12 protein-coding genes and 1 tRNA gene are annotated in these 13,934 nt (G+C 71.7%); 10 read left to right on the top strand and 3 right to left on the bottom strand.

The window, feature by feature from the left end; all coding sequences use genetic code 11:
• The first annotated feature begins 1 nt into the window (after position 1).
• From ACZ53K_RS07145 to ACZ53K_RS07105, 9 genes are all read left to right on the top strand, one after another.
• Positions 2–1,618, top strand: a complete 1,617-nt coding sequence (locus tag ACZ53K_RS07145) for a complex I subunit 4 family protein (RefSeq protein ID WP_468832804.1) — start codon at positions 2–4, stop codon at positions 1,616–1,618.
• On the top strand, positions 1,618–3,252 hold the full coding sequence (locus ACZ53K_RS07140; RefSeq protein ID WP_468832659.1) for an NADH-quinone oxidoreductase subunit N: 1,635 nt from the start codon (positions 1,618–1,620) through the stop codon (positions 3,250–3,252). The genes ACZ53K_RS07145 and ACZ53K_RS07140 overlap by 1 nt, the downstream gene beginning before the upstream one ends.
• A gap of 339 nt (positions 3,253–3,591) precedes the next feature.
• On the top strand, positions 3,592–4,455 hold the full coding sequence (htpX, locus tag ACZ53K_RS07135) for a zinc metalloprotease HtpX (protein WP_468832657.1): 864 nt from the start codon (positions 3,592–3,594) through the stop codon (positions 4,453–4,455).
• Positions 4,456–4,551: 96 nt separating this feature from the next.
• Positions 4,552–4,944 (top strand): YccF domain-containing protein, encoded by a 393-nt coding sequence (locus ACZ53K_RS07130; protein WP_468832656.1) that lies wholly within the window; start codon positions 4,552–4,554, stop codon positions 4,942–4,944.
• Between the two features lie 326 nt (positions 4,945–5,270).
• On the top strand, positions 5,271–6,011 hold the full coding sequence (gene cseB / locus ACZ53K_RS07125) for a two-component system response regulator CseB (RefSeq protein WP_468832654.1): 741 nt from the start codon (positions 5,271–5,273) through the stop codon (positions 6,009–6,011).
• Between the two features lie 5 nt (positions 6,012–6,016).
• Positions 6,017–7,249, top strand: coding sequence for a sensor histidine kinase (locus ACZ53K_RS07120; RefSeq protein ID WP_468832653.1), 1,233 nt, complete (start codon positions 6,017–6,019; stop codon positions 7,247–7,249).
• A 191-nt stretch (positions 7,250–7,440) separates the two neighbouring features.
• Complete coding sequence (locus tag ACZ53K_RS07115) at positions 7,441–7,719, top strand: hypothetical protein (RefSeq protein WP_468832652.1); 279 nt, start codon at positions 7,441–7,443, stop codon at positions 7,717–7,719.
• A 268-nt stretch (positions 7,720–7,987) separates the two neighbouring features.
• On the top strand, positions 7,988–8,770 hold the full coding sequence (locus tag ACZ53K_RS07110; protein ID WP_468832650.1) for an ABC transporter ATP-binding protein: 783 nt from the start codon (positions 7,988–7,990) through the stop codon (positions 8,768–8,770).
• A 64-nt stretch (positions 8,771–8,834) separates the two neighbouring features.
• Positions 8,835–11,396: an ABC transporter permease gene (locus ACZ53K_RS07105; protein WP_468832649.1), complete on the top strand. Its 2,562-nt coding sequence runs from the start codon at positions 8,835–8,837 to the stop codon at positions 11,394–11,396.
• A gap of 40 nt (positions 11,397–11,436) precedes the next feature.
• On the opposite strand, the gene ACZ53K_RS07100 is transcribed toward ACZ53K_RS07105, so the two are convergent.
• On the bottom strand, positions 11,437–12,165 hold the full coding sequence (locus ACZ53K_RS07100; RefSeq protein ID WP_468832648.1) for a hypothetical protein: 729 nt from the start codon (positions 12,163–12,165) through the stop codon (positions 11,437–11,439).
• Positions 12,166–12,322: 157 nt separating this feature from the next.
• On the bottom strand, positions 12,323–12,811 hold the full coding sequence (locus tag ACZ53K_RS07095) for a YajQ family cyclic di-GMP-binding protein (RefSeq protein ID WP_385235514.1): 489 nt from the start codon (positions 12,809–12,811) through the stop codon (positions 12,323–12,325).
• A 192-nt stretch (positions 12,812–13,003) separates the two neighbouring features.
• On the opposite strand from ACZ53K_RS07095, the gene ACZ53K_RS07090 reads away from it, so the two are divergent.
• Positions 13,004–13,085, top strand: a tRNA-Tyr gene (locus ACZ53K_RS07090).
• Between the two features lie 105 nt (positions 13,086–13,190).
• Here the strand turns inward: ACZ53K_RS07090 and ACZ53K_RS07085 are convergent.
• A complete protein-coding gene (locus tag ACZ53K_RS07085) occupies positions 13,191–13,850 on the bottom strand; it encodes an NAD(P)H-binding protein (protein WP_468832646.1) in 660 nt (219 codons plus the stop codon).
• Positions 13,851–13,934: the final 84 nt, after the last annotated feature.

Raw genomic sequence — 13,934 nt, 5'->3', positions numbered from 1 at the left:
TATGCAGCTTCTCCTCGCGGCCGTCGTCGTCCTCCCCCTGCTGGGCGCGGTCGCCGCCCTGCTCCCCGCCCCGCCCGGCCTCCGGGGCCGCGACCCCGACCAGGCCGTACTGCGCCACGGCGTGACCGTCACCGGTGTCGTGCTGGCCGCGGCCGTCGCGCTGGCCGTCGGATTCGACCACGACCACCCGGCCCGGATGCAGGCCACCACCGACATCAGCTGGATCCAGGCGCTCGGCATCCGGATCCATCTCGGCATCGACGGCATCTCGCTCCCCCTCCTCGTCCTGACCGCGCTGCTGACCTTCCTCTGCGCGCTCTACAGCTACTTCCACCTGCCCGCGGGCCCGTCCCCCAAGGCATTCGTGGCCCTGCTCCTGGTCCTGGAGGCCGGCACCCTCGCCACCTTCGCCGTCCTGGACCTCGTGCTGTTCTTCCTCGCCTTCGAGATGGTCCTCATCCCGATGTACTTCCTGATCGCCCGCTGGGGCGGTGCCCAAAGGGCCTACGCGGCGTGGAAGTTCATCCTCTACACCCTCCTCGGCTCGGTCGTGATGCTGCTGGGCCTCCTCCTCATCGGCCTGAAGTCCGGCACGTTCGACATGGTGGCACTCGCCACTGACAACGGCCCGAACTCCCAGCTCAGCCACACCGTCCAGCTGCTGGCAGTGCTCGCGATCGGCATCGGACTGGCCGTCAAGGCACCGATGTGGCCCCTGCACAGCTGGCTGCCCGACGCCCACACCGCCGCCCCGACCGTCGGCTCGGTGCTGCTGGCCGGCGTACTGCTGAAAATGGGTACGTACGGATTCGTCCGCATCGCGCTGCCCATCGCGCCGGACGGCATGCACACCTTCGCCCCGTACCTCGCCGCCTTCGCCGCCGTCGGCATCGTCTACGGCTCGCTCGCCTGCCTGGCGCTCGCCCGGCGCGGTGCCAAGGGCGACCTCAAGCGCCTGATCGCGTACAGCTCGGTCGGCCACATGGGCTTCGTACTGCTCGGCATCGCGACCATGACACCGACCGGCGTCAATGGCGCGCTGTTCGCCAACATCGCGCACGGCCTGATCACCGGCCTCCTCTTCTTCCTGGTCGGCGCCCTGAAGGACCGGTATGGCACCACCGACCTCGACCAGCTCGCGGGACGCACCGGAGCCGCCCTGTACGGGCGCGCGCCGCGCTTCGGCGGCCTGCTGGCGTTCGGCGCCATCGCCTCCCTCGGCCTGCCCGGACTCGCCGGGTTCTGGGGCGAGATGCTCGCCATGTTCGGCGCGTTCGAGCCCGCCGCCGGCCTCAGCCGCCCCGCGTTCCTCACCTTCATGGCGCTGGCCGGCCTCGGCACGCTCCTCACCGCCGCGTACCTGCTGATCGTCGTACGGCGGGTGTGCATGGGGGGCAAGGAGACGGCGGAAGACAGCGGGGCCGAAGCCCTCGGGACCGCGGGCCCCGAGGAGCCCGGCGCCACCCGCACCGCCCCCGTCATCCCCGACCTGGCCCGCTACGAATACGCGGCCTGGTCCCCCCTCGCCGCCCTCACCGTCCTCGCCGGCCTGTGGCCCGCGGCCCTCCTCGGCCTCACCGACCCGGCCGTCCAGCAGATCCTCGGAGGCGGTAAGTGATGAGTTCCGTGACCTCCCTGGTCCAGTCCGTCGACTGGGTCGCCGTCGCACCGCCCACCATCACCGCCGTCGTCGCCCTGGCCGTCCTGGTCGCCGACCTCTTCGTCCCCCAGGACCGCAAGCCGCTCCTCGGCTGGTGCGCGATCGGCGGACTCGCCCTGGCCGCGCTCTCCCTCCTCCCCCTCGTGGCGGGGGACCGCCGTACCTTCTGCCTGACCACGGACCCCGGCGTCTGCAGCTACGCCGCCGACCACTTCGCCGTCGTCATCCAGTTCCTGGTGCTGGCCGGCGCGCTGCTCACCGCACTGCTGTCCGTCACGGCCATCGAGGACCACCGGCTGCCCGCGGGCGAGTTCTGGTTCCTGCTGCTGTCCTCCGCGGCGGGCGCGGCCCTGCTGCCCGCCTCCCGGGACCTGGCGACCCTCGTCATCGCCCTCGAAGTGGCCTCGCTGCCGGCCTTCGCCCTCGTGGGACTGCGGCGCGCGAACCGTCTCTCCTCGGAGGCGGCCCTGAAGTTCTTCCTGTCCTCGGTGGCGGCCACCGCGGTCATGCTGCTGGGCGTCAGCTTCGTCTACGCGGCGACCGGCAGCCTGCACCTGGCCCGCGTCGCCACCGCCCTCACGGAACTGCCCGACCCCCAACTGGCCACCCTGGCCACCACGGGCGTCGCCCTGACCCTCGTCGGTTTCGCCTTCAAGACGGCAGCCGTACCGTTCCACTTCTGGGTGCCCGACACCTACGTGGGCGCGCCGCTGCCGATCGCCGCGTACCTCTCCGTCATCGGAAAGGCGGTCGGTTTCTCGGGCCTCATCCTGGTCACGGTCGAGGGCTTCCCCTCGTACGCGGACGTCTGGGGACCGGCCATCGCCGTCCTGGCCGCCCTGACCATGACGGTCGGCAACGTCGCCGCATTGCGCCAGGCCCCGGATCGCGCGCAGAGCGCGGTACGCCTGCTCGCCTGGTCCTCGGTGGGCCAGGCCGGTTACCTCCTGGTGCCGATCGCCGCCGCCGGGTACGCCGGCGGCGCGGCGCACGCCATCGGCTCGACCGTCGCGTACGCCCTGATGTACGCGGCCGTGAACCTCGGCGCCTTCGGGGTCGCCGCCCTGGTGGCCCGTACGAGCCCCGCCAACCGCATCAGCGACTACCGCGGCCTCTCCGCGCGCCGCCCGCTCGCCGCGCTCGCCCTCGGCTTCTTCCTGCTCTGCCTCGCGGGCCTGCCGCCCGGCATCATCGGCCTGTTCGCCAAGGTCACGGTCTTCTCGGCGGCCGTCGACGCGGGCCTGGCCTGGCTCGCGGTGGTCATGGCCGTCAACGTGGTGATCGCGCTGTACTACTACCTCCAGTGGACGGCGGTGCTCTTCCGTACGGCGGGGGAGACGGCCGAGGCGGAGGTCGCTGCCGAGACGCGAGTGAAGACCGGGGCTCGGGTCGGAGCCGGCGCCGGGGCGGGCGACGAAGGTCCCGAAGGGGCCCGTACGCAGGCTCCCGACACGGTCAGCACCGCCGGGCTCCCCAAGGCGAAGGTCCCGGCTCCGCTGGCCGTCGCCATCGCCCTCGCCGCCGTCCTGGGCATCGTCCTCTCCGGAGCGCCGCAGCTGGTGCTCCGGTTCGCCTCCGGCGCGCTCCTCTGAGCGCGCCGCGCAGGCGCACCCCGCCCGCTTCCTGATCGCTGCCCGCGAACGGCCCGGCCGCTCACCGGCCACTTTCCGGTCCCCCCGCCGCGATCTCCGGCCACTCCAACACGGGTCCACGGCCGCCTTCTGGCCGGAATGCGCCCTTCCCGCGGTCCCCCGCAGGGGCGCACGGAGAGCACCCACGCGCGGGCTCACTCGTACGGCCGTACGCCGTCCTCGGATGCACAAGGGAACTAGCACCCCTCATCTGGCGTTGACCAGACAGAAAGGGTCCACTGAAAAGTGGAGGAAACGTCAGCAAAGGGTTCCCCTGCCGCACCACCTGGAGGGCGTACCGTGCACCGCAGGCACAACGGGCTCAAGACCGCCGTACTCCTCGGGGGACTGTCGGCACTCATCATCGTCATCGGTGGTCTTTTCGGCCGTACGGGCCTGATCATCGCGGTCCTCGTGGCCCTGGGAACCAACGCCTACGCGTACTGGAACAGCGACAAGCTCGCGCTGCGGGCGATGCGCGCCCGCCCGGTCAGCGAGTTCCAGGCCCCGCAGCTGTACCGCATGGTCCGCGAGCTCTCCACGGCCGCGCGCCAGCCCATGCCCCGGCTGTACATCTCACCGACGCAGGCCCCCAACGCCTTCGCCACCGGCCGCAATCCGCGCAACGCCGCCGTCTGCTGCACGGAAGGCATCCTGCACCTCCTGGACGAACGCGAACTGCGCGGCGTCATCGGCCATGAACTCAGCCATGTCTACAACCGCGACATCCTCATCTCGTCCGTGGCCGGAGCGCTGGCCTCGGTCGTGATGTTCCTGGTCAACTTCGCCTGGCTGATTCCCATAGGCCGCTCCGACGACGACGAGGGCCCCGGCATCCTGGGGATGCTCCTGATAATGATCCTCGGGCCGGTGGCGGCCTCCCTCATCCAACTGGCCGTCAGCCGCTCCCGCGAGTACCAGGCCGACACCTCCGGTGCCCAGCTCACCGGTGACCCGCTCGCCCTGGCCTCCGCGCTGCGCAAGCTGGAGGCGGGCACCCAGCAGCTTCCGCTGCCGGCCGAACCGCGGCTGGAGACGGCCAGCCACATGATGATCGCCAACCCGTTCCGGCCCGGCGACGGCCTGACCAAGCTCTTCTCGACCCACCCGCCGATGCGCGAACGTATCGCCCGCCTCGAACAGATGGCGGGCCGCCACTCCTGAAGCCGGGTCCCGGCCGCAACTGTTTCCGACCGTCGCTGCGTCTACCTGGAGGAAAGACACCACCACCGCACTTCGGTGCACGGAAGGCTGCCGACCATGAAGCTCATCCTCAACGTCATCTGGCTGATCCTGAGCGGCTTGTGGATGGCCATCGGCTACGTCATCGCGGGCATCATCTGCTGCATCCTGATCATCACGATCCCCTTCGGCATCGCGTCGTTCCGGATCGCGGGCTACGCGCTGTGGCCGTTCGGCCGTACGACGGTGGAGCGGCGCGACGCGGGCGCGGGCTCGGTCATCGGCAACGTCATCTGGGTCATCTTCGCGGGCTGGTGGCTGGCGCTGGGCCACATCGTCACCGGGCTCCTGCTGTGCGTGACGATCATCGGCATCCCGTTCGGCATCGCCAACTTCAAGATGGTGCCGATCTCGCTCCTGCCGCTCGGCCGTGAGATCGTCCCCACGGACCAGCCCTTCGCGTCCCGCTGAGCAAGAAGGACGGGCGCTTCGGGCACCCATCCCGGAGCCGGACAGCGGGGCGGCGCGCCGGACCGGGAAGGGGGCCCGCGGGCCGCCGGAGTGCTGTGGACCCGGCGGCCCGCGGAGCGGTGTCCCCCAGCCTGACCTGGATGTTCGACAGAGCAAGGCTGCGGTGGGGACGCAATGCGTGTCCGTCGTGCGACGAGGCTGCCGCGTCCGGCGTCTGCCCTATCGTTTCTCTCAGCTCGTCGGCCGGACACGCGTACACCGGCTGCGCGTGCGTACCCACCGGACTGACGCCTCACCTGAATCGTCCGAACAGGAGTTAGCCGCTCGTGTCCTCGCCCGCCCCGGCCGGGGCCTCTCCGCGACCTGTCCGCGTGCTGCTGGTGGAGGACGACGCCCTGATGCGGCGGTCCTTCACCGTCGCCCTGGAGCGCTACGGCTACGAGGTGAAGGCCGCGGCCGACGGTCTCACGGGCCTTGAGCTCTTCCGCGACGAGAGCTTCGACCTGCTGATCCTGGACGTGATGCTGCCCGGTCTGGACGGGATCGGCCTGTGCCGCCGAGTCCGGGAGACCAGCCTGGTGCCGGTGCTGATGATGTCCGCGCGCGGCGACGGGCTCGATGTCGTCGCCGGTCTGGAGGCCGGGGCGGACGATTACGTGGTCAAGCCCGTGGACACGTACGTGCTGGTGGCGCGCATCCGCTCACTGCTGCGGCGGGCGTCCTACGCACCCGCCCCGGGACCCGGGCGGGCCGCGGGCGAAAGGCCGGCGTCCTCCGAGGGGGATGTGCTGGTCTTCGGGGACCTGACGATCGACACCGGCGGCATGGAGGTGTTCGTCTCCGGGAGCCCGGCGGCGCTGACCCCGACCGAGCTGAAGCTGCTGCTGGAGTTCGCCGCTCACCCGGGCGTCGTGCTGGAGCGGCACACGCTGCTGCGCAATGTCTGGGAGTACGGCTGGGACGGTGACAGCCGGGTGGTGGACCTGTGTGTGCAGCGGCTGCGCCGGAAGCTGGGCCGGGACCGGATCGAGACGGTCCGCGGCTTCGGCTACAAGCTCAGGCGCTGAGACCGGTGCGTGCGTTCCGCCGGCTGCGGCCGGACTTCTCGTCCTTGCGCTGGAAGATCGCCGCGCTGGCCGCGGCCACGGCGTTCCTGGTCGTGGCGGTGGTGGGGGTGCTGGTGCACCTGTGGACCGCGCAGGACATCCGCTCGCGGGCCGAAGCGCAGGCCCAGAACGCCCTGGACTCGGCCATGGACGTCTACCGGCGTACCGGAGCGGTGGTCGAGGGCGCCGGGCTCGACCCGGCCGACCTGCCCGCGGCCCTGCGCCACCCCGCTGACAGCAGGCAGCACACGGCTTACGAGATCCCGGTCTTCTGGGCCGCCCAACGGACCGGCGGTCCGGGCAGCCCGGTGCTGGCCGTTGACTACCAAATGGGTACGGAGCTGCACAATCTACGTCAACTCGACGTGACCATGGTGGTGGCCTCGCTGGTCGCGCTCGCGGCGGCCGTACCGCTGGTGGTCTACGGGGCCGGGGTGATCGCCCGCAGGCTGCGGCAGGTCTCCGAGACCGCGGGCCGGATCTCCGCCGGGGACCTGGACGCCCGCACCGGGGCCACCAAGGGCCGCGACGAGGTGGCCGAGATCGCCGCCACCGTCGACCGGATGGCCGACCATCTCGGCCAGCTGCTCCGCGCCGAGCGGCAGTTCACCGCGGACGTGGCCCATGAGCTGCGCACCCCCGTCGGCGGTCTGCTGGCCGCCGCCGACCTGCTGCCGGCCGGTGAGACGGAGGACCTGCTGCGGGCCCGGGTACGGGATCTGCGCGGCCTGGTCGAGGACCTGCTGGAGATCTCCCGGCTGGACGCCGGGGCCGAGCAGCCGGTCCGCGCCCGGGTGCCGCTCGGCGCCGTCGTCTCCGAGGCCGTGGCACGTACCGGCCTGCCTGCCGAGGTCACCGTCGTCGAGGCGGACGCCGCCCGGGCCGTGGAGACCGACCCGCGCCGCCTGGAGCGCATCGTCGGCAACCTCGTCGTCAACGCCCACCGGCACGGAGAGCCCCCGGTGGAGGTCACCGTCGAGGGCCGTACGGTCGTCGTGCGCGACCACGGTCCCGGCTTCCCGGCAGATGTGCTGCTCCACGGTCCCCGCCGGTTCCGGACCGGTGCGACGGAGCGCGGTACGGGCCACGGCCTGGGCCTGACCATCGCCCTGGGCCAGGCCCGGCTCCTCGGCGCCGAGCTGCAGCTGGAAAACGCCGCGGACGGCGGCGCCGTCGCCACCCTGCGGCTGCCGGCCTGACCGCCCTGCGCCACCCCTACAGAACCGCTACGAAGCGGCGCGGTCGCCGATACACGGCGGCTCAGGCCCCGATACGTTCCCTCGGCATTCTTCGGAATGTGCCTTTTCGCACCTGAAGAAGAGTCCCTGTGGCAGACCGGTCATCTCTGTCCATGACCGGAGCGGTCCACACGAATCCCGAGGAGACAGCCGTGAACACGTCCCACAACGCAACCCCTGCCCAGCCGCGCCCGAGCGGCGCGCCCTCCCGCGCGCGGACCGGCATGTTCATGAGCGTGTGGGTCGTCGGCGCACTCGCCGTCATCACGTCCGTGCTGCTGTTCATCGGTGCCGCCACCCGGGACCAGATGGCGGGTGAGGTGGGGCAGCGTGCCGCCCTGGTCGGACTGATCGCGTTCTGCTTCGGCGTGACGCTCCTGACCGTCGGTCTGCTGGCCCGGTCCGTCGGGGGGAAGGCGAAGCGCCCGTAGAAGCCTGTGCATGACCTGATCGCTCGGCGGCCGGGGACGGAAGGGGAGAAGCACTCCGACGGGCCAGGACCAGGACCCCTCGGCAGCAACTGTGGTGATGCCCGCCCAGACGCGCCGAGGGGCCCTGCCATGCCCTGCCCCGGCCGACGCCCACCCCTACAGAACTGCTACGAAGCGGCGCGGTCGCCGATACACAGTGGCTCAGGTCCCGATACGTTCCGCGGACACCCTTCGACGTGCACCGTTCCGCACCCGAAGAGGAGCCCCCATGTCCGTCGCCCCCTCCGCCCCGCGCGCGCAGCACGTGGCGCCCGGGATCGCAGCCGCGACCTTCGACCTGTCGAAGGTCTACGGCAGCGGCGACACCCGTGTCGTGGCCCTGGAGCATGTCAGCATCGACTTCCGGGAGGGCGAGTTCACCGCGATCATGGGCCCTTCCGGCTGCGGCAAGTCCACACTGATGCACTGTGCCGCCGGGCTCGACTCGCCCAGCTCCGGCTCCGTGCGCGTCGGCACCACCGAACTGAGCACGCTGGGCGACCGGCAGCTCACCGCGCTGCGCCGCGACCGGATCGGCTTCATCTTCCAGGCGTTCAACCTGCTGCCGACGCTGACCGCGCTGGAGAACGTCACGCTGCCGATGGACATCGCCGGACGCCGCCCCGACCAGCAGTGGCTGGAGCGCGTGGTCGCCATGGTCGGCCTCTCCGAGCGCCTCGGCCACCGGCCCGCGCAGCTGTCCGGCGGTCAGCAGCAGCGCGTCGCGGTCGCCCGCGCCCTGGCCTCGCGGCCCGCGATCATCTTCGGTGACGAGCCCACCGGCAACCTCGACTCCCGCGCCGGTGCCGAAGTCCTCGGCTTCCTGCGCGACTCGGTGCGCGAGCTGGGCCAGACCGTGGTCATGGTCACCCACGACCCGGTCGCCGCCGGCTACGCCGACCGCGTGGTCTTCCTCTCCGACGGCCGCCTGGTGGACGAGATGGCCCACCCCACCCCGGGCCGGGTCCTGGAACTGATGAAGAGCCTCGACACCCGCTCGTACACCCGCTGAGCCACCCCGCCCAGGACCGGACCAGCCCACCGCCTCCACCGAGCCCACGTCTCAGGAAGCCCACATGCTCAAAACTGCCCTGCGCAACCTCCTGGCGCACAAGGCCCGCCAGGTCATGACGCTCCTTGCCGTCTGCCTGGGTGTCGCGTTCGTCAGCGGCACCCTCGTCTTCGCGGACTCCACCGCCGAGGCCCACCGCGCCGCCGCGTCGAAGAACTTCGCCGACATCGCGGTCTCCGTGACCGCGAAGGAACCCCCGCCGGGGGCCGCCGCGAACCAGAAGAGCAGCGCGCTCGACGACGCGCTCGTACGGAAACTGGCCGACGTACCCGGTGTTGCCGCCGTGCGCCCTTCGGCCGACGGCTCGGCCGCCCTGAACGCGGCGGACGGCACCCCGCTGCGGGTCAAGCCGGGGGCGAACCAGGCCGGCGGCTACGTACCGGGCAAGGACGGCAAGGACAGCCGCTACCCGCTGGCCGAGGGCCGCGCCCCGGCGAACAGCGGTGAACTCGCCGTGGACAGCGGCACCGCCACCGCCGGCCACTACCGCCTCGGCGACACGATCACGCTGGCCACCGACGGACCCGTCATGACCAAGCGGCTCGTCGGCATCGTCACCACCGAGGACACCCGGGTGACCGCCGGCGGCACCCTCGCCCTGTTCGACAAGGCGACCGCCCAGAAGCTGTTCTCGTCCCCGGGCCACTACACCGGGATCGATCTGGCCGCCACCCCCGGCACCGACCAGTCCGAGCTCTCCCGCCGGGTCACCGACGTGCTCCCGGCCGACCGGGCCGAGGCCACCACCGGCGCCGGCCAGGCCGCCCAGCAGGCCATCCTCGTCGACACCCTGACCCGGGGTTACGAGAAGCTGCCGCTGGTCTTCGCCGGAGTCTCGCTGTTCATCGGCTCCTTCCTCATCATCAACACGTTCACCATGCTCGTGTCGCGGCGCACCCGTGAGATCGCGCTGCTGCGGGCGATCGGCGCCACGCGCCGCCAGGTGTCCCGCTCCGTGCTCCTGGAGGCCCTCCTGGTCGGCCTCGTCGCGTCGGCGGCCGGCTTCGTACTCGGCCTCGGCATCGCCTCGGTGCTGCCCGGCATCCTGAGCACCGACGGGAACACGCTGCCCCAAGGCCCTCTGGTGATCGGCCCGCGCTCGGTCGCGGCGGCGCTCGGCGTGGGCGTGGGCGTCACCGTGCTCGCCGCGTGGCTGCCGTCCCGCAGGGCCGCGAAGGTCGCGCCCGTCGAGGCGATGCGTACGACGGAACAACCGCCCTCCGCCAAGCGGTCCCGGATCCGCGGCGGGGTGGGCCTCGCTCTCCTCGTCGTCGGCGCCGGTGTGCTGGTGTCACTCTCGGGGGCGAAGGACGCCTCGGAGAAGAACCTGCAGAACGCGATGTTCGGCTGCGCCGCCCTCATCGCCGCCCTGATCGTCCTCGCGCCGCTCCTCGCCTCCCCGGTGATCCGGCTGGCCGGCCGGCTGGCCGGCCGCTTCGGCATCACCGGCCATCTCGCACAGCGGAACGCGCTCCGCGACCCCAGGCGCACCGCCGCCACCGCCGCCACCCTGCTGATCAGCACCGCACTGGTCGCCGGCCTCGCCGTCATCGGCAACTCCACCGGGCAGGCCCTCGACCGCCAGGCCACGGCCGGCCTCGGCGCCGACTACGTGATCAGCTCCCGCACCTCCACCACCGGCATCGACCCGGCCGCCGTACGGCGGGTGGCCGACACCGCCGGGGTGCGCACCGCCGGCGCCGTCACGGACTCCACCCTGTTCACCGGCGGCGGCGTCCGCCAGATCTCCGGTGTCGACCCGCACACCGTGAACGACGTCATGAAGCTCGACTTCGTCAGCGGCTCCGCCAAGGACCTCGGGCCGGGCCGGATCGCCGTCTCCAGCACCCTCGCCCGGAAGAACGTCGTGACCACGGGCGACCTCCTCACCACCCGCATCGGCCGGAACCAGGAGTTCACGAAGTACACCGTCGTGGGCGTCTACAAGGACAACCCCGTCGCCCACGACGCGCTCGGCGCCCGTACCGAGGTGGCGAAGAACAGCCACCTGCCCGGCTCCGTCCAGCGCATCCTCGTCCGCACCGACGGCGGCGCGGTCTCGAAGACCACCGAGGACCGGCTGCGCACCGCCGTGGGCAACAGCCCGCTGCTGAAGGTGCAGGACCGGGAGCAGTTCGTGCACGAGGCCGCCGGCACCATGGGCAGCCTGCTGACCCTGATGTACGGGATGCTCGCCATCGGCATCGTCATCGGCGCGCTCGGCATCATGAACACCCTGGCCATGTCGGTCGCCGAACGCACCCGGGAGATCGGCGCCCTGCGGGCCGTCGGCATGGAACGCTCCGGCATCCGGCGGATGATCCGCCTGGAGGCGGTGACCGTCGCCGTGTTCGGCACGCTCCTCGGCCTGGCGGGCGGCCTGTTCGGCGCCTGGTCGGTCGGCTCGCTGGCCGGCGGCGCGATGCCGCAGTACGCCCTGGCGCTGCCCTGGGGGACGCTGCTCCTCGTGTGCCTGCTCTCCCTCGCGATCGGCGCGCTGGCCGCCACCGTCCCGGCCCGCCGCGCCGCTGCCCTGAGCCCGCTGGAGGCCGTGGCGGAGGCGTAACACACCGCCTGTCCCCGGTGGGTGGCGCCGATCCCCGCCCTCACCGTCGTACGAGCCCCCGCGGCGCCACGTACCGCCGGAAACCGAGCGGCGTGACGCCCGGGACGCTCTCGATGAACCGCATCACCGCCCCGTCCCGCTGGAGCGATGTCTCGACCATGCGCTGGTGTGCGGCCTCGTCCGTCCATTCGCTGTAGTTGAAGACCCGGGTGCCGTCCTCGCTGATGTGGAAGTTGGAGGAGATCCCGCCGGACGGCGTCCGGGAGCCGTCGGCGGCGTCCGGCTGCAGGCCGTTCATCATGTCCAGCAGGCCGTCGACCAGCTGCCGGGCGGCCTCGTGCCCCGTCGTGTCGAAGCGGACGGTCACGATGCACCCCGGCTCCGGCGGCTCGCCCTGCGGAAGCAGGCTGCCGTAGTAGCGGTAGCGCCGCGTCCCGCCCTCCCCGCCGGCGCGCAGGGGTGCGCCGGCGGCCCTCTCCTCCCACTGTCCGAAGCCGAGCACGGTACGGCCGTCCGTCCCGGCCAGGTAGACCTGCGACACCAGCCCGTCCGGCAGCGGCGCCGCTTCCAGCGCCCGCGCGGCTCCCTCGATCATCGCCTGCTGCTGCTCGGGGTCCCCGGCGTCCCACTCACTGATCAGTACGGGCCCGACACCGTTCCGCCGTACCTCGGGCAGCCTGTCCACCAGGAAGTGCGCCGGGTCCTGGAAACCGCCGGGGACAGCGGTGTGGGCGGGCGTGGCCTGCTGGTTTTCCGTTTCCGAAGTCATATGGACACTCTCTGACCTCAACCAAACTTAAGGTCAAGCCCCGAACTGCGCGACTTCGTACGCCCCGGTCCCGCCCCCCGTACAAACACTGGTGGGGCGGTACGCACCCGCGTACCGCCCCACCGAACAGCCCCGGCCCACGGCCCGGAAACCGCTTCTACCGGTAGTTCACGAACTGCAGGGCGAAGTCCAGGTCCTTGCCCTTGAGCAGCTGCTGGACCGCCTGGAGGTCGTCCCGGCTCTTCGAGGTGACGCGCAGTTCGTCGCCCTGCACCTGCGCCTTGACGCCCTTCGGGCCCTCGTCGCGGATGATCTTGGCGACCTTCTTCGCGTTCTCCTGGGAGATGCCCTCCTGGAGGGAGGCGAAGATCTTGTACTCCTTGCCGGAGGCCTGCGGCTCGCCCGTGTCCAGTGCCTTCAGCGAGATCCCGCGCTTGATCAGCTTGGACTGGAAGATGTCGAGGACAGCCTTCACCCGCTCCTCGGCGTTGGCGCGCATCTCGATCTTCTCGCCCGACCACTCGATCGACGCGCCCACGCCCTTGAAGTCGTAGCGCTGCGAGATCTCCTTGGCGGCCTGGTTGAGGGCGTTGTCGACCTCCTGCCGCTCGACCTTCGAGACGATGTCGAAACTGGAGTCGGCCATCTTGAGTTGGCTCCTCGTACGTAGATCCGTCAGGGGCGCGGCCCGTATCGGGCCGCCCCGCAAGCCTAGTCACCCCGCGCATGATCGAGCCGGGAAGAACCGGGTGGCGAACCACCCCCGGCCATCGGGTATGGTTTACGTCGTTGCCACGGAGCGACGCCACAGCGGCGGATCTCACCGGCAGCAAACCCTGGCGGTGTGCCCGAGCGGCCAAAGGGAGCAGACTGTAAATCTGCCGGCTTCGCCTTCCCAGGTTCGAATCCTGGCGCCGCCACAGGTCCGAAAAGGCCCTGATCCGTGTGAACGGATCAGGGCCTTTTCGCTTGGTACGGCGGCCCGCCCGGTGCCCCCTGCGGAGGCCGCCGGGCGGGTGCGGCGGTCAGCCGGCGACCGCGCGTACCGCGTCCTCCACCGGAGTGTCGCCGCCGATCAGCTCCAGTGTGCGGCCGGCCGTGCCCGGCTCGGCCAGGAGGGCCGCGAGTACGGCCGCCACGTCGTCCCGGGTGACCGCGTCGCGGCCGGTCGATTCGGCCAGCCGGACCAGGCCGGTGCCCGGATCGTCCGTCAGGCGGCCCGGGCGCAGGATCGTCCAGTCGAGGCCGGGCCGGGCACGTACGTCGGCGTCCGCGGCGCCCTTGGCGCGCAGGTACGCGGCGAAGACCGGGTCGGTGCCCTCGGGTGGCTCCTTGTCGGCGCCCATCGACGACACGACGACGAAGCGCCGTACGCCGGCCGCCTCCGCCGCGTCCGCGAAGAGGGACGCGGCGCCGCGGTCCACCGACTCCTTGCGATCGATGCCGCTGCCCGGGCCGGCGCCCGCCGCGAAGACCGCCGCGTCGGCCCCTTCGAGGTGCCGGGCGACGTCGCCGACCGTGGCCGTCTCCAGGTCGCAGACGACCGGTTCGGCCCCGGCGGCCAGCAGGTCCCCGGCCTGTTCGGGCCGGCGGATGATGCCCGCCACCTCGTCCCCGCGCCCGTGGAGCAGCCGTTCCAGCCGCAGCGCGATCTGACCATGTCCACCTGCGATGACAATGCGCATGATCCCGACCGTACGCCTGTCGTGCCGCCCGGTGCGGCATCCCGGGCGCGTGGGGGCCCGTTCCGGCGTCTTTCGCCCGGGGCG

Source organism: Streptomyces sp. NPDC033221, from assembly GCF_055577005.1.
Note: the sequence above shows the minus strand (reverse complement) of the source record. Positions and strands in the feature narration are given on the sequence as shown.

What these genes read in the sequence shown, in the direction of transcription:
- ACZ53K_RS07095 (WP_385235514.1), bottom strand. Translation starts at nt 12,811, where the DNA reads ATGGCCGACTCCAGTTTCGACATCGTCTCGAAGGTCGAGCGGCAGGAG.
- ACZ53K_RS07100 (WP_468832648.1), bottom strand. Translation starts at nt 12,165, where the DNA reads ATGACTTCGGAAACGGAAAACCAGCAGGCCACGCCCGCCCACACCGCT.
- ACZ53K_RS07110 (WP_468832650.1), top strand. Translation starts at nt 7,988, where the DNA reads ATGTCCGTCGCCCCCTCCGCCCCGCGCGCGCAGCACGTGGCGCCCGGG.
- ACZ53K_RS07145 (WP_468832804.1), top strand. Translation starts at nt 2, where the DNA reads ATGCAGCTTCTCCTCGCGGCCGTCGTCGTCCTCCCCCTGCTGGGCGCG.
- ACZ53K_RS07140 (WP_468832659.1), top strand. Translation starts at nt 1,618, where the DNA reads ATGAGTTCCGTGACCTCCCTGGTCCAGTCCGTCGACTGGGTCGCCGTC.
- ACZ53K_RS07085 (WP_468832646.1), bottom strand. Translation starts at nt 13,850, where the DNA reads ATGCGCATTGTCATCGCAGGTGGACATGGTCAGATCGCGCTGCGGCTG.
- ACZ53K_RS07105 (WP_468832649.1), top strand. Translation starts at nt 8,835, where the DNA reads ATGCTCAAAACTGCCCTGCGCAACCTCCTGGCGCACAAGGCCCGCCAG.
- ACZ53K_RS07130 (WP_468832656.1), top strand. Translation starts at nt 4,552, where the DNA reads ATGAAGCTCATCCTCAACGTCATCTGGCTGATCCTGAGCGGCTTGTGG.